Source organism: Rothia sp. QJM3NY_36 (assembly GCF_056173115.1).
Window position 1 is genome coordinate 1907544 of sequence record NZ_CM149658.1, and the last position, 23835, is coordinate 1931378.

The following is a 23835-nucleotide window of genomic DNA, read 5'->3' on the forward strand; positions in this document are numbered from 1 at the left end:
ACCATGGTCTCATGTCCCTGGATCACACCGCACCCGAGCGCGCCCTGAGCAGCCCCGCCGCCCCCGGCGCCGGACGCTACGCCCCTTCCCCCTCCGGGGACCTGCACCTGGGCAACCTGCGCACCGCGCTGCTGGCGTGGCTCATGGCCCGCACCACCGGGCGCGCCTTCCACCTGCGCATCGAGGACCTGGACCGCGTGCAGGAGGGCGCGGCCCAGCGTCAGCTGGCGGACCTGGAAGCCCTCGGCGTGGACTGGGACGGTCCCGTGCTCGTCCAGTCGGAGCGTCAGGACGCCTACGACGACGCCGTCGCCCGCCTGCGCGAGGCCGGCCTGGTCTACGAGTGCTACTGCACCCGCCGGGAGATCCAGGAGGCCTCCTCCGCCCCGCACGGCGCCCCCGGCGCCTACCCCGGCACCTGCCGGAACCTCACCGACGCCCAGCGCGAGCAGCGCCGAGCGCAGCGGCCCGCCGCCCTGCGCCTGCGCGCCCAGGTGACCCGGTGGACCGTGCAGGACCGCTGGGCCGGGCAGCACACCGGCGAGGTGGACGACGTCGTGCTGGTGCGCAACGACGGACGCCCCGCCTACAACCTCGCCGTCGTCGTGGACGACGCCCACCAGGGCGTGGACCAGGTGGTGCGCGGGGACGACCTGCTGGCCTCCGCGCCCCGGCAGGCCCACCTCGCCCACCTGCTCGGCCTGCCCCCCGTGGAATACGCCCACGTGCCGCTGGCCCTGAACCGGGACGGCAAGCGCCTGGCCAAACGCGACGGCGCCGTGACCCTGCCCCAGCTGCGCGCGGCCGGCGTCAGCCCGGAGCAGGTGGGGCGGATGATCGCCGGATCCATCCCCCTGCCGCCGCTGCGCACCCCGGACGGCCCGTGCCTGCCGCACACCGCCGCGCAGATGCTGGAGGTCTTCGACCCGGACCGCATCTCCCACCGACCCTGGACCGTGCTGGACCCGATGATGGAGGGCACCTGTGGAGCTTGCTGAGCGCATCCCCAAGAAGCACCGGGGCACCGCCGCCCTGATCGCCGTGCTCATCGGCTCCACCGGCATCCAGGTGACCACCGCCGTGGCCACCGGCCTGTTCGAGCGCTTCTCCCCGCCGACCGTGTCCGGGCTGCGTCTGCTCACCGCCGCCGTGATCCTCCTGGCCGTGGCCCGTCCCCGCTTCTGGCGCTTCACCCGCCGCGACTGGACCGCGGTCCTGTCCTACGGGGTGGTCGCCTCCCTGATGAACGTGTTCTTCTACCTCGCGGTCCAGCGCATCCCCCTGGGCGTGGCCGTGACCATCGAATACCTCGGGGCGTTCACCGTCGCGATCCTCGGGGTGCGCCGCCTGCAGGACGGGATCTTCGCCCTCGGCGCCCTGGCCGGGGTCGCGATGATCGCCGGACCCACCTTCGGCTCCACGGACTGGTGGGGCTACCTCTTCGCCGCCCTCGCGGCCGCCGCCATGTGCGGATACACCCTGCTCTCCGCGCGCATCGGCTCCGGGGCCCCCGCCTCCTCGGGGATCCGCGGGCTGGCCGTGTCCATCACCATCGGCGCCCTGCTGTGGCTGCCGGCCACCGCGACCGCGATCCCCCGGATGACCGGGCAGGACTGGCTGCTGGCCGCCTTCATCGGCGCCTTCGGCCTGGCCCTGGCCTTCTCCTGCGACGCCTTCGCCGCCTCCGCGACCGGACCCGCCGTCGTCGGGGTGTTCTTCAGCCTGGACCCGGTGGTCTCCTCCGTCGTCGGCCTGGTGATGCTGGGGCAGGTGCTCTCCGTGCCGGCCTACGTGGGGATCGGGCTGATCGTGGTCTCCGGGGCGGCGGTGACGTGGAAGGCCAACCGCTCCGCCGCGCGCATCACCACCCACACCGAGGCCCTGCAGATCATCGACACCCAGCAGATCCCCCGCATCGACTGACTCGCCCCCGCCCCGCCCCGCTCCACTCCCCCGACCGGCCGGGCGCATTTGGTGGCTCACACCACCCTTGGCATACTGAGCCATCGACGCGCACGTCACACTGACGGTGTGGCCCGTGCGATCAGCGCACCGACGATGAGGGGATCCCACATGTCAGACCAGGCCTTCCAGTACCTCGCCCTGGGGATCTACTTCCTCGGGATGATCGCCATCGGCCTGTGGGCCAGCACCAAGAACAAGGACACCGAGGACTACATGCTCGGCGGGCGCTCCCTGCGCCCCGGCGTCGCAGCCCTGTCCGCCGGCGCCTCGGACATGTCCGGCTGGCTCGTGATGGGCCTGCCCGGCGCGATCTACCTGACCGGGCTCGTGGACGCGTGGATCGCCATCGGCCTGACCATCGGGGCGTGGCTGAACTGGAAGTACACCGCCCCGCGGCTGCGGGCCTACTCCGAGGTCGCCGGCAACGCCATCACCATCCCGTCCTTCTTCGACAACCGGCTCAAGGCCGACGGGCTGGCCTCCCGCATCCTGCGCATCTCCTGCGGCGTGATCATCCTGCTGTTCTTCATCTTCTACGTCTCCTCCGGGATGGTGGCCGGCGGGAAGTTCTACCAGACCACCTTCAACGGGGACTACCTCGTGGGCATGCTCATGATCGCCGCGATCACCGTGCTCTACACGTTCTTCGGCGGCTTCCTCGGCGCCACCTTCACCGACGTCGCCCAGGGCCTGCTCATGCTCATCGCCCTGATCATGGTGCCGATCGTCGCCCTGTTCGAATTCGGCGGGCCAGCCGAGGTCTTCGACGCCGTGCGCCACGCCAACCCGGACGCCCTGTCCCTGACCGCCGGGGCCACCGTCATCGGCGTCATCTCCTCCCTGGCTTGGGGCCTGGGCTACTTCGGGCAGCCGCACATCATCGTGCGCTTCATGGCCCTGCGCTCCCCCGCCGACGCCCCCGCCGCCCGGCGCGTGGGCATCAGTTGGATGGTGCTGTCCGTTGCCGGCACCATCTGCACCGCCCTGACCGGCATCGCCTACTTCTCCACCCACCCCGACGCGCACCTGACCGACGCGAAGTCCGCGGAGACCGTGTTCCTGGACCTCTCCCAGATCCTCTTCCACCCGCTGGTCGCCGGATTCGTGCTGGCCGCGGTGCTCGCCGCGATCATGTCCACCGTCTCCTCCCAGCTGATCGTCTCCTCCTCCGCCGCTGTGGAGGACCTCGCGATGCTGCTGATCAAGCGCAAGCCCTCCCCGCGGGCCCAGCTGTGGATGTCCCGCTCCGCCGTGCTGGCCGTGGCCGTGATCGCCGCGCTGATCGCCCTGGACTCCGACTCCGCGATCCTGGACCTGGTGGCCTTCGCATGGGCCGGCTTCGGCGCCGCCTTCGGCCCGATCATGCTGCTGTCCCTGTACTGGCGCCGCCTCACCGCCGAGGGCGCGCTGACCGCCATGATTTCCGGGGCCACCGTGACCATCCTGTGGAAGCAGCTCGTGGAGGACCCCGCCTCCACCGGCATCACCGGGCTGTACGAGATCGTCCCCGGCTTCGCCGTCGCCCTGGTGCTGGGCGTGGTGGTCTCCCTGGCCACCCACAAGCCCTCCGAGCGGATCGACCGGGAGTTCGACGAGGCCCGGGAGCTGGCCGCGGGGCGGTAGGCGGTTGCGGGGCGCTGGCTTGCCGCGGTCCGGTCGCCGGTTGCGGCGCGGCAGCTGGCCGCGGCCCGCTAGGATCGGGGCGTGACCGATACAGCATCCGCCGACCTGCCCGCCGTCGTCTCCGAGACCTTCGACCCCGCCCGCTGGCGCGTCGTCGAGGGCTTCGAGGACCTCACCGACGTCACCTACCACCGCCAGGTGGAGCGCGACCAGACCGGCCGGGTGGTCCGGGACCTGCCGTGCGTGCGCATCGCCTTCGACCGCCCCGAGGTGCGCAACGCCTTCCGCCCCTCCACCGTGGACGAGCTGTACCGGGTGCTGGACCACGCGCGGATGACCGGCGACGTCGGCACCGTGCTGCTCACCGGCAACGGCCCCTCCCCCAAAGACGGCGGGTGGGCCTTCTGCTCCGGCGGGGACCAGCGCATCCGCGGGCGGGACGGCTACCGCTACGCCGAGGGTGAGACCGCCGAGACCATCGACCCCGCCCGCGCCGGACGCCTGCACATCCTGGAGGTCCAGCGGCTGATCCGCACCATGCCCAAGGTGGTCATCGCGGTGGTCTCCGGGTGGGCCGCCGGCGGCGGGCACTCCCTGCACGTGGTGTGCGACCTGACCATCGCCTCCCGGGAGCACGGGAAGTTCAAGCAGACCGACGCGACCGTCGGCTCCTTCGACGCCGGCTACGGCTCGGCCCTGCTGGCCCGGCAGGTGGGGCAGAAGTTCGCCCGGGAGATCTTCTTCCTGGCCCGGGAGTACAGCGCGCAGCGGATGCTGGAGATGGGCGCGGTCAACGAGGTGGTGGACCACGCCCGCCTCGAGGAGACCGCCCTGGAGTACGCCGTGGACATCTCCCGCCAGTCCCCCCAGGCCATCCGGATGCTGAAGTTCGCCTTCAACCTGCCCGACGACGGCATGGTGGGCCAGCAGGTCTTCGCCGGAGAGGCCACCCGCCTGGCGTACATGACCGACGAGGCCGTGGAGGGCCGCGACGCCTTCCTCGGCAAGCGCGACCCGGACTGGTCCGCGTACCCGTACTACTTCTGAGCGGGGTCGGGGTGGGGCTGGACTGAACGCCGACCCGGCGCACTCGTACCCATAGGCCCCGAGATCATCGCCGAGGCGGCGCATCCGTTCCCGCTTACGGCGTTTCCGGGAACGAATGCGCCGCCTCGCGTGGGGGTGGGTACGGATGCGCCGCCTCGCGTGTGAAATGAGCGGAGTTGAACCGAAACGGCGATCCCGACCCGGCGCTCTCGTACCCACCGAGGCTGGGCCTTCCCGCGAGGCGGCGCTCTCGTACCCGGTTTCCGCGTTTCTGGGAACAGATGCGCCGACTCGCGTGGGGATGACGCTCGGGTGGGAACGGATGCGCCGTCTCGGCGTCGGACGGACAGGAACGGGCCGCCACCGACCAGACCGGCCCCACCCGGAAACGTCGCGGATAGCCTGGTGGGCATGGACTTCTCCGCGCTCACCCCCGCCCCCGAACCGCCCGCCCCTGGGCCCGGCGTGCCGGTGCTGGATGGTCCCGGTTCCCAGACGCCGCAGTCCCTGACCCGCGGGCTGAGTTCGCTGCCGGAGGCGGATCGGGACGCTCCCGCGCTGGTCGTGGCCACCTCCGGCTCCACCGGCACCCCCAAGCGGACCCTCCTCACCGCCGGGTCGCTGCGGGCGTCGGGGCGGGCCACCGCCGAGACCACCGACTCGGACGGGGCGCAGTGGCTGCTGGCCCTGCCCGTGCACTACGTCGCCGGGGCCCAGGTGATCGCCCGCTCCATGCTGGCCGGGACCACCCCCGTGACCACCGCGTCCCTCGCTCCCGGGACGGGGTTCACCGCCGGAGACTTCCTGGCCGCCGTCGAGCGCATGACCCACCCGCGGCGGATGACCGCCCTGGTGCCCACCCAGCTGCACGTGCTGCTGGAGGCCGCCGAATCCGGCGTCGTCCCCGCCGACCAGCTGCACGAGGCGCTGCGCTCCTTCCGCGCGATCCTGCTCGGCGGGGCCCCGGCCTCAGCGAGTCTGCGCGCGCGCATCCGGAAGCTGGGGCTGCCGGTGGTCACCACCTACGGCAGCGCGGAGACCGCCGGCGGCTGCGTGTACGACGGGCGCGCCCTGCCCGGGGTCGAGGTGCGCATCGAGCCGACGACGACGGCGGGCGGCCCGGCGACGGAAGACGGGCCGGACTCGCACGGACCAGGCTCCGCACCCGGAACTCCGGTCTCTGCCGCCCCCGGCGTGCTCGATGGATCATCCCCCAGCGCGGTCGACGAGGGCCCCGCCGGAGGTCCGGGGCGGATCTGGCTCGGCGGACCCACCGTGGCCGCGGGCTACCTGGAGGACCCCGCGCGCCACACCGAGCACTTCCGCGTGGACGCGCACGGCACCCGCTGGTACCGCACCGACGACCTCGGCACCCTGGAGGACATCACGTCTCTCGCGGGGTCCCGGCCCGGAACCGAAAGTGGTTCCCCCACCGGGTCCGGACCCGGGCCCGGACCCAGGCCCAAGACAGGATCTCGCTCCGCATCCCGCCCCACAGACCACTCCGCCGCCCCGCGCCCCGAGCACCTCGCCGGGCAGCGCCTGAGGGTGGCCGGGCGAGCCGACGACGTGATCATCACCGGAGGGATCAAAGTCTCCGCCCGTGCCGTGGCCGCGGCCCTCGAGGAGGTCCGGGGGGTGCGCGAGGCCCTCGTGGTCGGGGTGCCGCACCCGCGGTGGGGACAGGCGGTGGCCGCGATGGTCGCCGTCCCCGGCCTGTCCGGCACGACGCCGAGCGCCCCCGCCCACCCCGCGGATGCGCACGAGGACCCGGACGCGCGCGGGAACGCGGATGCGCGCGAGACCGCGGAGCTGGAGGACCGGCTGCCCGCCGCGGTCCGCGAGCGCCTGGGCCCCGCCGCGGTGCCGAAGCGCCTGGAGGTGGTGCGCGCCCTGCCGCTGACCTCGACCGGCAAACCGGACCGGGCCGCCGTCGCCCGCGCCCTCGCCGCGCCCCGAGTGAGACACCACCCCCGCCGCCCCGAGTGAGACAATGGGGGCCGTTCGTGAGCGCATCGAGGGAAGGACGTCCGCCGTGGCAACCGTGGGGCAGTGGGTCGAGGGGGCGCGGCTGAGGACGCTGCCGCTGGCGGTGGCGCCGGTGATCGCGGGCTCCGCGGCGGCCGCGCAGATGGACTCCCTCCACGTCGGGCCGGCGGTGCTCGCGCTGCTCGTCGCGTTCTTCCTGCAGGTGGGGGTCAACTACGCCAACGACTACTCCGACGGCATCAAGGGCACCGACGACGAGACGCGCGTGGGCCCGCTGCGCCTGACCGGCTCCGGCGCCGCCGCCCCGCGCCAGGTGAAGCTGGCGGCGTTCGCGTGCTTCGGCGCGGCCGGGTCCGCCGGGCTGTGGCTGATCATCCTGGCGGGGCAGTGGTGGTTCCTGCTGATCGGGGCCTCCGCGGTGCTAGCCGCCTGGGGCTACACCGGCGGGAAGCACCCCTACGGGTACCTCGGGCTGGGCGACCTGTTCGTCTTCATCTACTTCGGGCTGGTGGCCACCCTGGGCACCACCTTCACCCAGGCCTCCCGCCTGTCCGCGACCGCCTGGTGCGCCGCCGTCGCCATGGGGCTGATCGCCTGCGCGCTGCTGATGGCCAACAACCTCCGGGACATCCCCACCGATGAGGTGGCCGGCAAGCGCACGATGGCGGTGCGTCTGGGCGACGCGCGGGCCCGGCTGGCGTACGCCGGGGAGATCGTGCTGGCCTACGCCGTGATGGTCTTCGCCGTGCCGGAGAACCCGTGGGTCCTGCTGGTGCTGTGCTCGCTGGTGCTGGCCGTCCCGGCGGTGCGCACCGTGCTGCGGGCGCAGCAGATGCGCGCCCTGATCCCGGTGCTGCGCCAGACCGGATTCCTCAGCCTGGCCTTCGCGCTGCTGCTGGTCGTCGCCGCGGTGATGGCGGCGTGAAGCGGCCCGACGACGGCGGGGTGAACGGTCCCGTCGCCGGCAGCGCGCGTCGTCCCGGCGACCCTGGCATGAGCCGACCCGACGCTGCCCGGTCCGGAGCCGCCCGCCCCTTCCCGTGGGGCTGGTGCCTGCTGGTGCTGCTGGTGGCCTCCTGCCTGCGCCCGGCCCTGACCTCCGTCGGGCCCGTGGTGGAGCCGCTGCGCGCCGCGACCGGCCTGTCCGCGGCCGGCGTCGGCCTGCTCGGGGCGCTGCCCCTGCTGGCCTTCGCGGTGCTCTCCCCGGTGGTGGCCCTGCCGGCCCAGCGCGTGGGCCTGGAGCGGGCGGTGCTGGCGGCGCTGGCGGTGCTCGCCGCGGGGATCCTGGTGCGCTCCACGCCCGGGCCCGGCCTGCTGTGGGTCGGCACCCTGCTGGTGGGCGCGGGGATCGCGGTGCAGAACGTCGTCGTGCCGGTGATCGTCAAACGGGACTTCCCCGGCCAGGTATCCGTGATGACCGGGATGTACACCGCGGTGCTCTCGGTGGCCGCGGCCCTGGCGGCGGGGTTCTCCGAGCCGCTGGCCGCCGTCCTGCCGGGCGGGTGGCGCACGAGTCTGGCGCTGTGGGCAGTGCCGGCGGGCGCGGCGGGTCTGTGGTGGGCGGTGCGCACCCGCGGTCGACGCCGCACCCAGCAGCGCACCGTCCCCCTGCGGGAGGCGGTCACCGGGGCGCTGCCCGTGCTGCCGTCGGCCCCGGAGCCGCCGTCCCTGCGCCGGGTGTCCATGCTGCGCTCCCCCATCGCGTGGGCGGTGACCCTGTACATGGGTCTGCAGTCGGCGGTGTTCTACACGGTGATGATGTGGCTGCCGAGCATGGAGGCCCGACTGGGCGTGGGAGCCGCGGCCGCCGGGTGGCACCTGTTCACCCTGCAGGTCACCGGGATCCTGGGGAACCTCTCCGTGAGCTTCCTGGCCGAGCGCCGCGCGTCCCAGTCGTGGCTGGCGATGCTGCTGTCCTCGATGATCGTGGTGCCGGCCGCGGGTGCCCTCCTGTGGCCGGGCGGGGCCGTGCTGTGGTGTGGTCTGGTCGGCATCGGCTGCGGCGGCGGCTTCTCCCTGTCCCTGGCGATGATGGGTCTGCGCACCGTGCACCCGGCCCACACCCTGCGCCTGTCCGGGATGTCCCAGTGCCTGGGCTACCTGCTGGCGGCGACCGGCCCGCTGCTGGCCGGCTCCCTCGCCGAGGCCACCGGATCCTGGGCGGCGGTGCTGTGGTCGCTGCTGGTGCTGGCGTGCGTGCAGTTCGCCGCGGGCGTCGTCGCCGGCCGCAACCGCCGCATCGGGGAGCCGACGCCGCCCCGCCCCTGACCGGCTTCTCGGGGGTGGGCCTGCCCCAACACGACCCGGCGCATCCGTACCCACCCCTCCCCCCCGGCCCACGCGAGACGGCGCATCCGTTCCCTAAAACGCCGAAACAGGGAACGAAAACGCCGCCTCGCGGAAGAATCCAGGGCAAGAGGGAACGAAAGCGCCGCCTCGCGGAAGAACCCGGGGTCAGATGCTACGGTCCTCGCGGCGCAGCTGCTCGTCCACGTACTCGTCCTCCACCGCGGCGTCCTCCTGGGCGGTGCGCGGGTGGGTGCGTCGGGCCTCGCTGCGGGTGCGGCAGCGGCGGAAGAAGGCGGTGAACTCCTGCCCGGCGGCGGTGTGCAGGCGCGGGAAGGCCAGGTAGCCCACGGCCAGCCCGATGAGCACCGCGAAGATCCCGGCCAGGAACGGCCCGATGCCGATCAGCATGCACAGCAGGAACACGACGACGATCAGGCCCAGGCGGATCAGCGAGTACTTCAGGAAGTTCACGCCACCACTGTACCCGCGGCACCTGCACGCCTTCTGAAGACGGACCCGCCCCGACCATCGGCCCCGCAGCCCCCGGTGGATCAGCCGTCACGCCCCCTCCCCCGACCGTCTCTGATAAATTTATCAGTAGATCGAATAGGTGATAAATTTATCACCATGAGAACGCCCGTTGACTGTCCCTTCAACCCGGGGTCGGACACGGTCCCCGAGATCTGGGCTGGGCGCCGCGAGGAGCTCGATGACTGGCATCAGGTGCTCCGGCCTCGTCGTCTGGCAGGTAGGGCCGAACGGGGCAGGACCATCCTGGGTGAACCGGGCACGGGGAAATCCTGTCTGGTCAACAGGATCAGCGAGGAAGCCCGGCACCAGGGGGACTGGACCACCGGCCAGCTGCGGATTCCCCGGGGGACCGATCCGCTGCGCCGCCTCGCCCGGGCGCTGGTGGATCTGGCCCGGCAGGCGGGCCTGACCACGGCCCGAGAGCACTCGGTGACCGCCTTGATCCGTCGTGTTGAGAAGATCGCAGCTGCGGGAGTGTCCCTGAGCCTGCGGGATGCGCAAGCCCCCGAGCCGTACACCGACCTGACCGATCTGCTGATCGAGATCGGACGCTCCGCCTTGCGGGCCCGCAACACCATGGTGCTGATACACCTCGATGAAGTGCAGAACATCGACGATGACGACGTCCGCTCCCAGCTGCTGGTCGCCCTCGGCGATGCGCTCACCCACGAAGAGACGGTCCAGGCGCCCGGCGGATACTCCTTCTCGCGGGTGCTTCCCCTCGCCGTCTACCTCACCGGTCTTCCGGAATTCGCGGAGATGGCCGGAGCGCGCACCGATGCGACCTTCGCCCGACGCTTCAAGACGACGGTGCTGGAGGCCATCAGCGACGAGGATCTGGAGATGGCGCTCGAGCCCTTCGTCGCCGACGGGTGGGAAGTCCCCGACGACCAGGGCGGCCTCACCCGCATCAGCATGCACCCGGACGCCCGCCGAGCGATCATCCAGCTCTCCTGCGGCGAACCCTTCCTCTTCCAGTTGGCCGGGGAACAGGCCTGGAACGCCGGCACCAGCGAGGTGATCACCGAGCGTCAGGCCTTCCGAGGGTGGGAGCGGGCGGCGGACGCCGCGGAGACGCACGTCGAGCGCATCCTCCAGAGGCTGCCGACCCGTGAACGAGAATTCCTCGACGCCATGGTCGCGCTGCCGGCTGAGTCGCGGACCCTCAGTGCGATCGCGGAGGAGGCCGGGTACGCGAAATCCAGTCAGGCAGGGCCCACTTCACAACGCCTCGACGTCGTGCGCGGCATCATCCAGCGCCGCGGACGCGGCAAGGTGTACCGCTTCCGAAATCGCGCCGTGGAGGCGCTGCTCGCCACTGACTGGCCCTACGAGGAGCGCGCTTGACATCATGTCGCGCAGGGGCAACCCCAGGAGCGGGGCCCGGCGGGCCCCGGTAGAATCGCTGGCATGCGCGCCGTTCTGATCATCGCCGTCGGGGCCCTGCTGGTGGGGCTGAGCATCTACGCCCTGCTCGACGTCGCCCGCACCGAACGGAGCCGGATCCGGGCCCTGCCCAAGCCGGCCTGGTTCCTCATCGCCCTGCTCTTCCCGGTGATCGGTCCCGTGCTGTGGCTGAGCCTCGGCACCCGCCGGGACCGACCCGCAGGCGGTGAGCCCCGTCGTCGTCGCGGTCCCTCCGCGGGACCTGCCCCGCAGGCCGGGCGCGCCCCGGACGACGACGCCGCGTACCTGGACTTCCTGGCCAAACAGGCCGAACGACGTCGGAAGGACCGGGAGCGCGAGCAGCGCCGCAAACCGGACTGACCCCGCCCACTCCCCCACCAGCCCGCAAAACTGGAGATGCTTCGCAGAACGGGACGATACAGGTCCCGAAATGCGAAGCATCTCCAGTTTTGCGGCGAGGGGGAGGGGGTTTACAGGCCCGAGTAGGAGTGCAGGCCGTTGAAGACCGTGTTCACGGCCGTGAAGTTGAAGATGATGCAGGCGTAGCCGATGATCGACAGCCACGCCGAGCGGGCGCCCGTCCACCCGCGGGTCGCCCGGGCGTGCAGGTACGCGGCGTAGACCACCCAGATGACGAAGGTCCACACCTCCTTGGCGTCCCAGCCCCAGTAGCGGCCCCACGCCTGCTCCGCCCAGATCGCCCCGAAGGCCAGGGTGATGGTCCACATGACGAACCCGACGGCGTTGAGCCGGAACGCGAAGTTCTCCAGGGCCTGCGCGGAGGGCACCAGGCGCAGGAACGGCATCCGGTCCCGCTCCCCCTCGATCAGCCGCCGCTCCCGCCAGCCCTGCAGCAGCTGCAGCACCGCCATCGCGAAGGTGATGGTGAACACCCCGGAGGCCATCACGGCCACGGACACGTGGATCACCAGCCAGTAGGACTGCAGGGCCGGTTGCAGGTGCCCCACGGGAGTGGGGAAGCCGATCGTCGCCGCGACCATCATCACCAGCGCCAACCCGGAGACCAGGGTCCCGACGAAGCGCAGGTCCCGGAACAGCAGGGAGATCAGGAACACCGCGGAGACGACGAGGGCGCCGGTGGTGCAGAACTCGTACATGTTGCCCCACGGCACCCGCCCCGCCGCGAGCCCGCGGGTCACGACCCCCGCCAGGTGCACCACGGCGGCCAGCACCATCACGGCCACGGCCACGTTCGCGGCCGGGCGCCGCTCCCCCGAGTACAGCATCGCGTCATCGGCGGTCTGCCCGGCCAGGCGGGCCTTCTCCGCGCGGGAGCGTCCGCGGCCCCGGGTGCCGACGCCGGTCTGCTCGGCGGCATCCTCCGGGTAGCCCGGAGCAGCCCGCCCCGACGGCGCCGCACCCTCCTGCCCGCGGCCGGCACCAGACCCAGCCCCAGCATCAATACCAGCATCAGCACCGGCCCCGCCCGCGGCCACCCCGGCCGGGACCCGCTCCAGCCCGAAGGCGGCGTCGCCGGACTCCGCGCGGGTGGCCTCCTCGGCGCGGCGGGTGGCCCGGGAGTGGGAGGCCAGGTCCCAGGTGAAGGCCACGAAGGCCACCACGTAGACCAGGGCGGCCAGGAACATGAGCATCTCGCTCCACTGGCCGAGGTTCTCGTTCAGGGTCATGACTGCCTTTCCTCGCGAGTCTGCGCGCGGCGCGGCCGGGGGCTCACGCTTCGCTGAATTCTAGTCCCCACTCCTTGGCGAACAGCTGGGTCAGCCGGTCCGCCTCCGCGCCGATGCGCGGGTCCTCCCCGCGGGCCAGCAGCCCGTACTCCACGACCACGGCGTCGGTGCCGTCGGCCAGGCGGGTCGCACGCGCGGTGACCCAGGCGCGGCGCCGGGCCACGAACAGGGAGACCACCAGTCCGGCGAAGGCCAGCAGGAAGGAGACCAGGACCACGGGCTTGCCCGGGTCGTAGTGGATGTCCAGGCCGACGTAGCGGCTCACGCCCTCCAGCTCGATGCTGCCCTTGCCCTCGGGCAGCTCGGCCTTGGGGTTCTGCTCGGTGAGCACGATGCCGTTCTTGTTGCGCATCGAGTTCAGCTCGTGCAGGGAGGAGGTGTCCAGCACGTACACGTTCTGCGGGGTGCCGCCGTCCAGCCCGAGGTCCCCGCTGTAGGAGGAGAGCACCAGGGCCGGGTTGGACAGGCTGGGGTCCGCCGAGTACGGGGACTGCCCGTCCTGGATGACGGCGGAGGGCAGGAACATCCCGACGAAGCCGAGCTGATCCGGGCGGGCGTCCGGGACCTTCAGGACCGTGGAGGAGGTGTAGGTCTTGTCCGTGGCGAGGCTGACCACCGGGCCCTCGTAAGCCACCTTCCCGTCCCCGTCGGTGACCTTCACGATCGGGGCGTAGCCGTTGCCGGACAGGTACACGCGGGTGCCGTCCACGCTCAGCGGCTGGTTGACCTTGAGGGTCTCCTTCCGGGCCTTGGAGTCGGCGTCGTCCTTCACGGACACGTCCGCGGTGAAGTCCAGGGGCTGGGCGTAGGTGGGCGAGCCCTGCTGCCGGTCGAAGCTGACGTGGAAGTCGTCCAGGGTCAGGGAGAAGGGACGCAGCCGGTCGGCGTCGAAGTCCGTGCCGGGGGTGAAGGTGTCGTAGCTGACCAGGGTGTTGACGAAGGACTCCCCCTTGACCACGATCTTCTGTCCCGAGTACCCGAACAGGGAGCCGATGGCCATGCCCACCAGGACCCCGATCAGCGCGGCGTGGAACAGCAGGTTGCCCAGCTCCCGGACCATGCCCCGCTCCGCACCCACGCTGGGGGCGGGGCCGTCCAGGCGCAGGTCCGTGCGGTAGCGGCGCCGGCGCAGGATCCGCTGGGCGGTGCGCACCGCGGTCTGCGGGTCCAGCGGGGCTCCGTCGGCGGTGCGCACGGAGTCCGCGGGGATGGTCAGGGTGCGGTGCTGGGGCAGCCGGGAGAGGTTGCGGGGGGTGCGCGGGGGCTTGGCCCGCCAGTCCTTGGCGTGCTTCACGGCCCGCGGCAGGACGCAGCCGATCAGGGAGATGAACAGCAGCAGGTAGATCGCGGAGAACCACACGGAGGAGAAGACGTCGAACAGCTGCAGCTTGTCCGCGATCGGCCCCCAGGTGGGGTGGGCCTCGAGGTAGGTCTGGACCTTGCCGGGGTCCTGGATGTTCTGCGGGAAGATGGACCCGGGCACCGCGGCCACCGCGAGCAGCAGCAGCAGGAACAGGGCCGTGTTCATCTTGGTCAGCTGGGTCCAGGCCCAGCGCAGCATGCCCAGCGGCCCCAGCGCGGGGGCGTCGGCGGTGCGCGACCGACGGCGGGAGCGTCGGCTGTCCCGCCGCGGCTGGGCGTCCTGCGAGGTCTGCTCCGGGGAGTCCTCGGACTTCATGGCGTGGCTTCCCTTCGACGATTCCGGGCTCATACCGGCAGCTCATAGCCGGGGGTCACGGACTGGATCCAGGACAACAGCGAGCCCCACACCCCGGTGGCCATGAGCACCCCGACGACGACGAGCACCGCACCCCCGGTGATCTGCAGGCCCCGACGGTGCCGCTTGAGCACCCCGAAGGCCTCCGCCGAGCGGCGGAAGCCCAGGGCGATCAGCAGGAACGGCACCCCCAGGCCCAGGCAGTACACGGTGGTCAGCAGGATCGCCTTGGCGCTGGTGGGTCCCTGCACGTAGACCAGGGCCTGCACCGCGGCGAAGGTGGGCCCGATGCACGGGGCCCAGCCCAGCCCGAAGGTCATCCCCAGCACCGGGGCGCCCCACAGTCCGGCCGGGGGACGGGCATGGATCTTGCGGTCCCGCTGGAACCAGGGGATCCCGCCCATGAACACCACGCCCATGAGGATCACCAGCAGGCCCAGCACCACGGTGATCCAGGTCTGCCCGCGCAGCCAGGGGGCGGCCCCGACCTGCGCGAGGAGCACGGACATCAGCACGAAGACGAAGGAGAAGCCGAGCACGAACAGCCCGGTCCCGGCCAGCATCCGCCCGCGGCGGCGCTGCTGCAGGTCCGATCCGGTCAGCCCGGTGACGTACCCGAGGTACCCGGGCACCAGGGGCAGCACGCACGGGGAGGCGAAGGAGATCAGCCCGGCCAGGGCGGCCAGGGGCACGGCGGCCCACAGGGAGCCGTCCAGCACCACCTGACCGAAGGAGGAACCCACGCCCGTGCCCTACGCCGTCGCGGAGGCCGACGGCGCGGCGCTGGCCCCGCCGAGCTGGTCCTGGATCAGGGTGCGCACGGTGGATTCGTCGATCTGCCCGAGCACCCGGGCGGCCACCCGACCCTGGGCATCGAGCACCAGGGTCGTGGGCACGGCCTGGGCCGGGACGTAGTCGGACATCGCCATGAGCACCTCGCCGGTGCGGTCCTCGACGGAGGGGTAGTCCACCCCGAAGTTGCGCTCGAAGGCCTCCGCGGTGCCCTTCTCATCGCGCAGGTTGACCCCGTAGAAAGCCACCCGGTCCCCGAACTCGTCGTGCAGCTTGACCAGGTGCGGCGCCTCGGCCCGGCACGGGGCGCAGCCGGCGTACCAGAAGTTCAGCAGGGAGGGCTTCCCGTGCAGGGAGGCGCCGGTGAGCTGGCCGCCGTCGAACAGGTTCCCGGTGAACTGCACGGGGTCCGTGCGGTCCTTCTCGGCGTACTCGGTGACCGTGCCGTCCCCGGAGATGAAGCCCTTGCCGTCGGCGCGGTTGGCCTGCTCGGCCAGGCCGTCATCGCCGGAGGAGCAGGCCGTGAGCGCGGCCAGGCCCAGAGCGGTGCCGGCCGCGAGGAATCCTCGGCGGGTGAGTCGCGTGCGATCGGGAAGGGGCATGGTGCTTTCTTGACGGGGTGTTCCGGGCGGTGGCTGGCGTGCGGGCGCGCTCGAGCTGCGGCCCGGGCGCGGGTCCGGCCATTATGAGCCGGGAAGCTGAATGACCCCTGGGTACAGGGGGGCCGCGGGTTCGGTGTAGCGGATCCGCGGGCGGCCCGGGGCGTGTACGTCGGGCAGCTCCAGGGAGGTCAGGGAGGCCAGGTTGCACTGGCGACTGCGCGGATCGTGCGGCAGGGACCGACCCTCGATGCTGCGGCGCAGGATCCAGATGGGCAGCTGGTGGGAGACGAGCACCGCCTCCGCCCCGTCCCCGCCGATCTCGACGGCGCGCACCGCGGCGGCCTTGACGGCCTCGGCCATCCGGGTCACCTGCTCCCGGTACGGCTCCCCCCAGGAGGGGCGCAGCGGGTTGAGCAGCTTCGGCCAGTGCCGGGGGCTGCCGACCAGCTCCCGGCGGTCCACGTGCAGGCCCTCGAACCAGTTGCCGGCCTCGATCAGGCGCTCATCGGTGTGCACGGGCAGGCCCAGCTCCCGACAGACGGGGGCGGCGGTCTCCTGGGCGCGGGTCAGCGGGGAGGCGCCCAGCCAGACGATGCGCGCGCCGTCGGCGGCCCGGCGGGCCAGCTCCGCGGCGGCCAGCTCCGCCATCTGCCGCCCGGTCTCGGACAGGTGGTATTCGGGCAGGCGCCCGTAGACGATGCGCTCGGGGTTGTGGACCTCGCCGTGGCGCAGCAGGTGCACCGTCGCGGATGCGGTCATGGTGTTCCTTTCCGATTCCTTGCGTCTCCCGGCGGGCGGGGGGCGCGGGGGCCGGGAGCGGGCCGACGGCGTCGGGCCCGAGGCGTGCGCGGGCCGTCAGGCCTCGGGATCCCGCCCGGCCAGGAGCCCGGCGAGGAGGCGACGCAGCCGCGGGACGTCGATGCGCCAGAAGTCCCGGGGGGTGCCGTCGATGAGCAGCACGGGGATCTCGGTGCCGTAGCGGCGCAGCAGCTGCGGGTCCCCGTCGATGTCCCGGGCGCTCCAGTCGAGGCCGAACTCCCCGGTCACGGCGTCCAGGTCCCGCCGGGCCTGCTCGCACAGGTGGCATCCGGCGCTGGTGAGCAGCTCCAGCCGGGGCGCGGACCCGGCGGATCCCGCGGCGGCGGAGGGGGAGACGGCGGCACTCATATCCCCCAGCCTAACCGCCTGCGCCCGGCCCGCGCGCCCACAGCGCCCGCAGACGACGCCGGCCGCCCACCGCGGGTGCGGCGGGCGGCCGTAGCGCACCCGTTCGGGTGCCGCGCGGTCCGCTGTCAGGGACTACTTCTTGTTGCGGCGCTGGTGGCGGGTCTTGCGCAGGAGCTTGCGGTGCTTCTTCTTGGCCATGCGCTTGCGGCGCTTCTTGATGACGGAACCCATAGATGTACCTGCCTTGTCTTCTCGACGGTCCTCAGACACTTTACAAGGTCGAGTCGGCTTTCCCCGAATCCGCGGCCTCGGCGGGGGCCGCGGGGCGATCCGCATCCTCGGCGTCGTCCTCCGCGCGGAAGCTCTCCAGCCCGTCCTCTCCGGCGGGGGCGGAATCCGGCAGGTCTGCGTCGGAGTCCCGGGAGTCGGCGACGCTGCCGGCCAGGGTCGAGGCGTTCTCCCGCGGCTGGACCTTCCCCTCCTCGTCGGTCTGCGGCTGCATGAACACGCTGGCGGAGGAGCGCTGCTTCCGGTCCGGGTCCACCCCCGCCTCCAGGTAGTGGCCCTCGATGTGCTCGGCGACCATGCGCGCGGCCAGCTCGTTGTCCCCGGCTTCCAGAGCGGCGACGATCGCGCGGTGCTCGGCCCGCAGGCGGGTGGCGGTCGCGGACCACAGGGGCACGTAGCCGACGAGGGACATCGTGTACTCGCAGATGGAATCGCGCAGGGAGGTCAGCAGACCGGTGACCAGGCTGTTGCCGGCCAGCCGGGTCAGGGCCACGTGGAAGGAGACCTCCAGCTGGTGGAAGTCCTTCAGCCCCAGGTCATCCCGGTCCATCTCCTCCATGATGGCGTGCAGCTCGCGCATCGCCGGGTGCTCCCGGTCCGCCCGGCGCACGGCCCAGGTCTCCAGGAGCACCCGGGTGTGGACGATGTCGCGCAGGGGATATTCGGCGGTGGCCATATGCAGCTTGAGCGCCGGGCCGGCGGAGGCCGCGGGCTCGCGCACGAGCTGGGCGATCAGCTGGTGACGGCGTCCCTCGTAGAGTCGGAGGACCCCCATGGTCTCGAGGGACTTCAGCGCCTCGTGGGTCGCGCTGCGCGAGGCGCCCACGGCCGCGGCGATCCGCCGCTCGCTGGGCAGCTGCTGGCCGAGCACCAGGGCGCCGTCGAACAGCTCGCTCTCCAGCCACTGGAGGATCTTCCGGTCGGTAGCCATGTCGTTGCTGATTCTTCCCTACGGTCGACGGTGGTGGTCCAGGACGTGAGGATGGCCCTCCTATCGCCCGCGCTTCCTGCCAAACAGCGTAGCCAAGAATCCCGACTGTCCCGCATCGGCCGGTTCCGATGACGTGCGGCGCGCCAGCGGGTCCACCGCCTCCACCGGACCCGAGGGGTCGGCATCTGCGGGTGCGGGCTCCTGCGGGGGCTCCGGCCGATTTGGCTCGATCGCGGCGGGTGCGGCTGCGGACTCGACGTCTGCGGGTGCGGGATCGGCCGGTGCGACGTCAGACGCGATGTCCTGCTCGACGGAGGGAAGAGCGGGCTCGGCATCGGTGGGCACGCCCTCGGCCGGGTGCGAGGGGGCCGAGGCCAGGGCTGCCTCCAGGTCGAAGGGCTCCGGGGTCGGCGGGGCGGCCGGCTGGGTGGTCGCCGGCAGCGGGGTCAGCGGCTGGAAGCGCCGGGGAGTGCGGCGATGGGCCGGGCGGTGCTGCACCACCCCGGCCGCCGGCGCCGAAGCCCCTGCGGGGCGCTCCTGCGGTCTCGACTCCTGAGACTCAGACCCCTGAGCCTCGTCCTCCGCGGCCGGAGCCGCGGCATCGGCCTGCTCTGCCGGGGCCTCCCCCGCGTCGGACTTCTCCGCCGTGCCCAGACCCGTCGTCTCCTGCTCCGGCGCGGTCTGCTCCGCCGGAGCCTCTTCGCCCGCGGCGATCAGCTCCTCCAGCCACTGGCGGACCGGCTCCAGCGGCTCCGGCAGGAGGGAGTACAGGCGCCGCTGACCCTCCGCGCGCACGCTCACCAGCCCGGCCTCGCGCAGGACCTTCAGGTGCTTCGAGACCGTCGGCTGGCTGACCCCCAGCTCTGTGACGATGCCGTTGACCGGGCGCGCCTGCCCCTGCACCGCCCGCAGGATGCGTCGGCGGGTGGGGTCGGCGATCACGGAGAAGACATCGGTGCTCATGTCCTCCACCTTAACGGCGGATGTCCGGGCACCGTCGCCGGGGTCCGCCGACCGGCTCAGTCGTACCACGGGTCCAGCCCCCACAGCGGGAACACCTGCTTCCTGGTGACCATCACGGTGCGGTCCAGGTCATCGGCCGGGTCGTACCCGATCTCCCAGGAGCGCCACCACACGTCCACCTCGTCGCCCATCAGCTCCGGGGCTCGCACCCCGTAGCGCTCCCGCAGCCAGGAGCGCCAGCTGGGCGGCGTCGGCGTCGCGGGATCCAGGTACCGGCCGGCGGCGATGCCGATCAGGTGCGTCCAGGAGCGCGGCACCGCATCCAGGGCGTTGTACCCGCCGCCGCCGGTGGCGATCCAGCGGTCCTCCGTCAGCTCCGCGGCGAGGTCCGCGATGCTCAGCGCCGCTTCCCGCTGCGCGTCCACGGACAGCCGCAGGTGCGTCATGTCGTCCTTGAAGTGGGAGTCGCAGCCGTGCTGGGAGACGATCACCTCGGGGGCGAAGGCCCGCACCAGCTGCGGCACGACGGCGTGGAAGGCCCGCAGCCACTCCGCGTCCCCCGTGCGCGTGGGCAGGGCCACGTTCACCGCGGTGCCCACCGCCTCCCCCTCCGGGCCGGACTCGTTGGCGAAGCCGGTCCCGGGGAACAGGGACATCCCGGTCTCGTGCAGGGAGATGGTCATGACCCGGGGGTCGTCCCAGAAGATGGCCTGCGTGCCGTCCCCGTGGTGGGCGTCGATATCGATGTAGGCGACCCTGCCGACCCCGTGGTCCAGCAGGTGCCGGATCCCGACGGCGCAGTCGTTGTACACGCAGAACCCGCTGGCGTGGTCCCGGTGGGCGTGGTGCATCCCCCCGCCGAAGTTCACCGCGTGCTGCGCCGTACCCTCCAGGATGGCCTCGGCCGCCTGCAGGCTGCCCCCGGCCAGCCGGGCCGCGGCCTCGTGCACCCCCGCGAATCCGGGGGTCTCCTCCCCGTCCAGACCGGTGCCGGGGATCCGCAGCGAGGGGTCCGCGCTGATGCGCCGCACCGCCGCCACGTACTCGGCGTCGTGCACGGTGAGCAGACCGGCGTCGTCCAGCACCTCGGGGCTCTGCCGGGTGACCTGGGGTAGGTCGAACAGTCCCAGGTCCGCGGCCAGGCGCGCGGTGGCCTCCAGGCGGCTGGGATGCATCGGGTGGTAATCCCCGAAGAAGTACGCGGTCATGGCCGGGTCCCACAGCACCGTGGTCTCCGGCTGGGCCCCGCGCCCGGAGGAGGCGGATGGCAGAATGCTCACGTCATCGATTGTGACACGGCGCACCCGGCGGACCCGAACCGCGCCCTCCCAGATGACGCCCGGACCTCGCCCCGGGGGTGGAGGCCACCGGCCGTCGTCGCGATCCCGGCCCCGCGGCGTCGCCCCGGGGCGGCAGTCTCGTCCCCGGGCCCACCGAGCCGCTACGCTGAGAACCGGCCCCCGCCGCCGCGTCCTCTGAAGCTCTCCGCCCGCCGCCTGGACGCCCGTTCGGCTCGGACCCGTCACGACGCCGCAACGCACCCGGGAGGAGGAGGCGTGCTCAGCAGGGACACCGCCACGACCCTCTCCCGTGAGCCGCGCACCCGCGCCCAGCAGGCCCGGGACTTCGCCGGACGGATCTTCGGCACCTCCCCCGCGCGGATCTCCATCACCGCGTTCCTGCTGGTCATCATCGTCGCGACCCTGCTGCTGAGCCTGCCCATCGCCAATCGCAGCGGGCACGCCCCGGACCTGGCCACGACCCTGTTCACCGCGACCTCCGCGGTGACCGTGACGGGGCTGACCGCGGTGTCCACGGCCAGCCAGTGGAGCGTGTTCGGGCAGCTGGTGATCCTGCTGGTCATCCAGATCGGCGGACTGGGCACCCTGACCATGACCTCGCTGCTGGCCATCGCCCTCGGGCGCAAGCTGGGGCTGCGCACCAAGCTGTTCGCGCAGGAGGGGCTGAGCATCGCCGGCAAGCAGGGCCGACTCGGGGAGGTCGCGCAGCTGCTGCGCACCGTCGTGCTGACCTCGGCGAGCATCGAGGCGAGCATCGCCGTGCTCCTGGCCCCGCGGTTCATGCTGCTCGGGGAGAACCTCTTCACGGCCGTGTGGCACGGCATCTTCTACGCCGTGTCCTCCTTCAACAACGCCGGATTCACCCCCCACTCGGACGGGCTGGTCCCGTACGGGACGGACTGGTGGATCCTGCTGCCGCTGTGCGCCGGGGTCTTCGTCGGCTCCCTCGGCTTCCCCGTGATCCTCGTGCTGCGGATGGTCGGGATCAACCCCAAGCGCTGGAACCTCAACGCCCGCATCACCATCTTCGGCTCCCTGATCCTGCTGGTCGTGGGGGCGCTGCTGTGGGGAGCGGCCGAATGGGGCAACGAGGACACGCTCGGCGGGGAGACCGTCATGGAGAAGACCCTGCACGCGGTGTTCGCCTCCGTGATGACCCGCTCCGGCGGGTTCAACCTGGTGGACATGGACCAGATGAACCCCATCACCAAGCTCATCACGGACATGCTGATGTTCGTCGGCGGCGGCTCCGCCTCCACCGCCGGCGGCGTCAAGATCACGACGATGGCGGTGGTGTTCCTGGCGATCCTCGCCGAGGCGCGCGGCGACCAGTTCGTCACCGCCTTCCACCGCACCATCCCGGATTCGGTGCTGCGCATCGCGATCACGGTGATCGTGCTGTCGGCGACCTGCGTGGTGCTGGGCACCGCCGCGCTCATGATGGTGTGCCGGGAGCCCCTGGAGACCATCCTGTTCGAGGTGATCTCCGCCTACGCGACCTGCGGGCTGTCCGTGGGGCTGTCCGGGCGCCTGCCCGCCAGCGGCTTGTGCATCCTGTCTGTGCTGATGTTCATCGGCCGGCTGGGCACGGTGACCGTGGCCACCGGCCTGGCCCTGCGCTCCCGCTCGCGCCTGTTCAAGTACCCGGAAGAGAGGCCCCTCATTGGCTGAGCGTCCCGCCCACAACGCCCCCGTCCTGGTGATCGGCCTGGGCCGCTTCGGCGCGTCCACGGCCCTGCAGCTGCTGCGCCAGAACAAGGAGGTCCTCGCCGTCGAGCGCAGCGCCGCGACCGTGCAGAAGTGGTCCGGGGTGCTCACCCACGTGGTGGAGGCCGACGCCTCGGACATCGACGCCCTGCGCCAGGTCGGCGCGGAGGACTTCGGGGCCGCCGTCGTCGGGGTGGGCACCTCGATCGAGTCCAGCGTGCTGATCGTGGCGAACCTGGTGGACCTGGGGATCGAGCGGATCTGGGCCAAGGCCATCACCCCGGCGCACGGGAAGATCCTCTCCCGCATCGGCGCGCACCACGTGATCTACCCGGAGGCCGACGCCGGGCGCCGCGCAGCGCATCTGGTGTCCGGGCGCCTGCTGGACTACATCGAGTTCGACGACGACTTCGCGATCGTGAAGATGTACCCGCCCCAGGAGACCCACGGGTTCACCATCGAGGAGGCGAACCTGCGCGACCGCTACGGGGTGACCATCGTGGGTGTGAAGTCCCCCGGGGAGGACTTCACCTACGCGACCGCCCAGACGAAGATCACCTCCCGGGACGTGCTGATCGTCTCCGGCCAGGTGGACCTGATCGAGCGCTTCGCGGCCCGGCCGTAGCCCCTCCGACGCCGATCACCAGATTTGGGAGCCTCGCGGGGGTTTGGGAGCACCCCGAGCACTCCCAAACCCCCGCGAGGCTCCCAAACCCGAAGGGTCTGGCCACGACCGGCTCGGTGAGCATCACCGGCGGAACTGCTCCTCCATGGCCGCGCCCTTCTCGGCGCTGGCGCGCACGGCCTTCTCGGTCAGCTCCACCAGCCCGCCCTCGGCGAAGACCTTCAGCGCCTGCTCGGTGGTGCCGCCTGGACTGGTGACGGCCTCGCGCAGGGCGGCCGGGTCGGCGTCGTCGGCGTGCAGCAGCTCCCCGGCCCCGGCCAGGGTCTCCTTGGCCACCAGCCGTGCGGTCTGCTCATCCAGCCCCAGGGCCTGCCCGGCCTGCTGCAGCGCCTCGGCGAAGAAGAACGCGTAGGCCGGGCCCGAACCGGAGACGCCGGTGATCGCCCCGATCTGATCCTCGGAGACCTCCAGCACCGTGCCGGAGTGGCGCAGCACGTCCTTCGCCAGGCCCAGGGCCTCCTCCCCCGCGTGGGTGCCGGGCACCAGGGCGATCACCCCGCGGCCCACCGACGACGGGGTGTTGGGCATGGAGCGGACCACCGGCTGGCCCTCGGGCAGCTCCTGCTCCAGCATCGCCACGTCGATGCCGGCGGCCACCGAGAGCACCACGGTGCTGGGATCCAGGGCCTCGGCGAGGCTCGCGGCCAGATCCTGGATGCCCTTGGGCTTGACCCCCAGCAGCACGATGTCCGCGCCGTCGACGGCCCGCAGGTTGGCCCGCTCATCGTCCTCCTCGCTGAGCACCGTGATCTCCGGGTGCTCGGCCGCCAGCCGCTGGGCGCTGGTCGCGGAGCGGGTGGTCGCGCGCACCGCGGACGGGTCGGCCCCGCCGGCGAGCACGCCGTCGAGGATCGAGCCGTTCATGGAGCCGGTGCCGAGGAAGGCGATCACGGGGGCGGACATGCGGCACTCCTTGTCTCGCGCGGCACGCGGCCGCGCGGCGTCGGGGACGGATGGACTCTGCCCGGTGCAACGGCGCGACGCCGTCCCGTTATTCCGCGCGTCACAGGAGACCACTCGATGACGACGCCGCACGCGAGCGCCGAACCGTCACCCACGTGGCGCATAACGTGCCCATAACGCACACCACTGACGGCTCGGCGTCAGGAGACCCTCGCGAGA

At 72.2% G+C, this 23835-nt stretch carries 23 protein-coding genes; 11 read left to right on the top strand and 12 right to left on the bottom strand.

Annotated elements, in window-relative coordinates; genetic code table 11:
* The first annotated feature begins 11 nt into the window (after window positions 1–11).
* The 7 genes from gluQRS to AC0VXQ_RS08515 all read left to right on the top strand — a co-directional run bounded on the left by gluQRS (window position 12) and on the right by AC0VXQ_RS08515 (window position 8892).
* A complete protein-coding gene (gene gluQRS, locus AC0VXQ_RS08485; protein WP_058743619.1) occupies window positions 12–998 on the top strand; it encodes a tRNA glutamyl-Q(34) synthetase GluQRS in 987 nt (328 codons plus the stop codon).
* Window positions 985–1923 (top strand): EamA family transporter, encoded by a 939-nt coding sequence (locus AC0VXQ_RS08490; RefSeq protein ID WP_100464106.1) that lies wholly within the window; start codon window positions 985–987, stop codon window positions 1921–1923. The genes gluQRS and AC0VXQ_RS08490 overlap by 14 nt, the downstream gene beginning before the upstream one ends.
* A 150-nt stretch (window positions 1924–2073) precedes the next feature.
* Window positions 2074–3588 (top strand): sodium/proline symporter PutP, encoded by a 1515-nt coding sequence (putP, locus tag AC0VXQ_RS08495; protein ID WP_058731568.1) that lies wholly within the window; start codon window positions 2074–2076, stop codon window positions 3586–3588.
* A gap of 81 nt (window positions 3589–3669) precedes the next feature.
* Window positions 3670–4635: a 1,4-dihydroxy-2-naphthoyl-CoA synthase gene (locus tag AC0VXQ_RS08500; protein ID WP_475528356.1), complete on the top strand. Its 966-nt coding sequence runs from the start codon at window positions 3670–3672 to the stop codon at window positions 4633–4635.
* Window positions 4636–5046: 411 nt separating this feature from the next.
* Window positions 5047–6624 (top strand): AMP-binding protein, encoded by a 1578-nt coding sequence (locus AC0VXQ_RS08505; protein WP_475528358.1) that lies wholly within the window; start codon window positions 5047–5049, stop codon window positions 6622–6624.
* 46 nt (window positions 6625–6670) lie between these two features.
* Window positions 6671–7549, top strand: coding sequence for a 1,4-dihydroxy-2-naphthoate polyprenyltransferase (locus AC0VXQ_RS08510; RefSeq protein ID WP_475528360.1), 879 nt, complete (start codon window positions 6671–6673; stop codon window positions 7547–7549).
* A gap of 68 nt (window positions 7550–7617) precedes the next feature.
* Window positions 7618–8892 (top strand): MFS transporter, encoded by a 1275-nt coding sequence (locus AC0VXQ_RS08515; RefSeq protein ID WP_475528361.1) that lies wholly within the window; start codon window positions 7618–7620, stop codon window positions 8890–8892.
* 186 nt (window positions 8893–9078) lie between these two features.
* On the opposite strand, the gene AC0VXQ_RS08520 is transcribed toward AC0VXQ_RS08515, so the two are convergent.
* On the bottom strand, window positions 9079–9384 hold the full coding sequence (locus tag AC0VXQ_RS08520; RefSeq protein ID WP_475528363.1) for a DUF4229 domain-containing protein: 306 nt from the start codon (window positions 9382–9384) through the stop codon (window positions 9079–9081).
* A gap of 156 nt (window positions 9385–9540) precedes the next feature.
* On the opposite strand from AC0VXQ_RS08520, the gene AC0VXQ_RS08525 reads away from it, so the two are divergent.
* Complete coding sequence (locus AC0VXQ_RS08525) at window positions 9541–10791, top strand: AAA family ATPase (RefSeq protein WP_475528364.1); 1251 nt, start codon at window positions 9541–9543, stop codon at window positions 10789–10791.
* 63 nt (window positions 10792–10854) lie between these two features.
* On the top strand, window positions 10855–11211 hold the full coding sequence (locus AC0VXQ_RS08530) for a PLD nuclease N-terminal domain-containing protein (protein ID WP_058743623.1): 357 nt from the start codon (window positions 10855–10857) through the stop codon (window positions 11209–11211).
* A gap of 110 nt (window positions 11212–11321) precedes the next feature.
* Here AC0VXQ_RS08530 and ccsB read toward each other — a convergent pair whose 3' ends face one another.
* From ccsB to AC0VXQ_RS08580, 10 genes are all read right to left on the bottom strand, one after another.
* Window positions 11322–12500 carry a c-type cytochrome biogenesis protein CcsB gene (gene ccsB / locus AC0VXQ_RS08535; RefSeq protein WP_100464110.1) on the bottom strand — a complete coding sequence of 393 codons (1179 nt, stop codon included), beginning with the start codon at window positions 12498–12500 and terminating at the stop codon, window positions 11322–11324.
* Between the two features lie 43 nt (window positions 12501–12543).
* Entirely contained in the window at window positions 12544–14238 is a 1695-nt protein-coding gene (gene resB, locus AC0VXQ_RS08540; RefSeq protein ID WP_129357737.1) for a cytochrome c biogenesis protein ResB, read from the bottom strand.
* A gap of 29 nt (window positions 14239–14267) precedes the next feature.
* Entirely contained in the window at window positions 14268–15020 is a 753-nt protein-coding gene (locus AC0VXQ_RS08545) for a cytochrome c biogenesis CcdA family protein (protein ID WP_129357736.1), read from the bottom strand.
* 9 nt (window positions 15021–15029) lie between these two features.
* Window positions 15030–15671 carry a TlpA family protein disulfide reductase gene (locus tag AC0VXQ_RS08550; RefSeq protein WP_064725123.1) on the bottom strand — a complete coding sequence of 214 codons (642 nt, stop codon included), beginning with the start codon at window positions 15669–15671 and terminating at the stop codon, window positions 15030–15032.
* An 81-nt stretch (window positions 15672–15752) separates the two neighbouring features.
* Entirely contained in the window at window positions 15753–16430 is a 678-nt protein-coding gene (locus AC0VXQ_RS08555; protein ID WP_058731632.1) for a histidine phosphatase family protein, read from the bottom strand.
* A 96-nt stretch (window positions 16431–16526) separates the two neighbouring features.
* Window positions 16527–16838: a glutaredoxin family protein gene (locus tag AC0VXQ_RS08560; RefSeq protein WP_058731631.1), complete on the bottom strand. Its 312-nt coding sequence runs from the start codon at window positions 16836–16838 to the stop codon at window positions 16527–16529.
* A 132-nt stretch (window positions 16839–16970) separates the two neighbouring features.
* Window positions 16971–17069, bottom strand: coding sequence for a 30S ribosomal protein bS22 (locus AC0VXQ_RS08565; protein ID WP_003792170.1), 99 nt, complete (start codon window positions 17067–17069; stop codon window positions 16971–16973).
* Between the two features lie 40 nt (window positions 17070–17109).
* Window positions 17110–18057: a FadR/GntR family transcriptional regulator gene (locus AC0VXQ_RS08570; RefSeq protein WP_129357734.1), complete on the bottom strand. Its 948-nt coding sequence runs from the start codon at window positions 18055–18057 to the stop codon at window positions 17110–17112.
* 60 nt (window positions 18058–18117) lie between these two features.
* Window positions 18118–19020: an ArsR/SmtB family transcription factor gene (locus tag AC0VXQ_RS08575; protein WP_475528380.1), complete on the bottom strand. Its 903-nt coding sequence runs from the start codon at window positions 19018–19020 to the stop codon at window positions 18118–18120.
* A 56-nt stretch (window positions 19021–19076) separates the two neighbouring features.
* The gene (locus tag AC0VXQ_RS08580; RefSeq protein ID WP_081046188.1) at window positions 19077–20228 is read right to left on the bottom strand and encodes an acetoin utilization protein AcuC; all 1152 of its coding nucleotides are present in this window, start codon (window positions 20226–20228) and stop codon (window positions 19077–19079) included.
* Window positions 20229–20576: 348 nt separating this feature from the next.
* Between AC0VXQ_RS08580 and AC0VXQ_RS08585 the strand changes: the two genes are divergently transcribed.
* Window positions 20577–21992: a TrkH family potassium uptake protein gene (locus AC0VXQ_RS08585; RefSeq protein WP_358294129.1), complete on the top strand. Its 1416-nt coding sequence runs from the start codon at window positions 20577–20579 to the stop codon at window positions 21990–21992.
* Window positions 21985–22653, top strand: a complete 669-nt coding sequence (locus tag AC0VXQ_RS08590) for a potassium channel family protein (RefSeq protein ID WP_129357731.1) — start codon at window positions 21985–21987, stop codon at window positions 22651–22653. The genes AC0VXQ_RS08585 and AC0VXQ_RS08590 overlap by 8 nt, the downstream gene beginning before the upstream one ends.
* A 123-nt stretch (window positions 22654–22776) precedes the next feature.
* Here the strand turns inward: AC0VXQ_RS08590 and proC are convergent, their stop codons facing one another.
* The gene (gene proC / locus AC0VXQ_RS08595) at window positions 22777–23616 is read right to left on the bottom strand and encodes a pyrroline-5-carboxylate reductase (protein ID WP_058731624.1); all 840 of its coding nucleotides are present in this window, start codon (window positions 23614–23616) and stop codon (window positions 22777–22779) included.
* Window positions 23617–23835 lie beyond the last annotated feature (219 nt).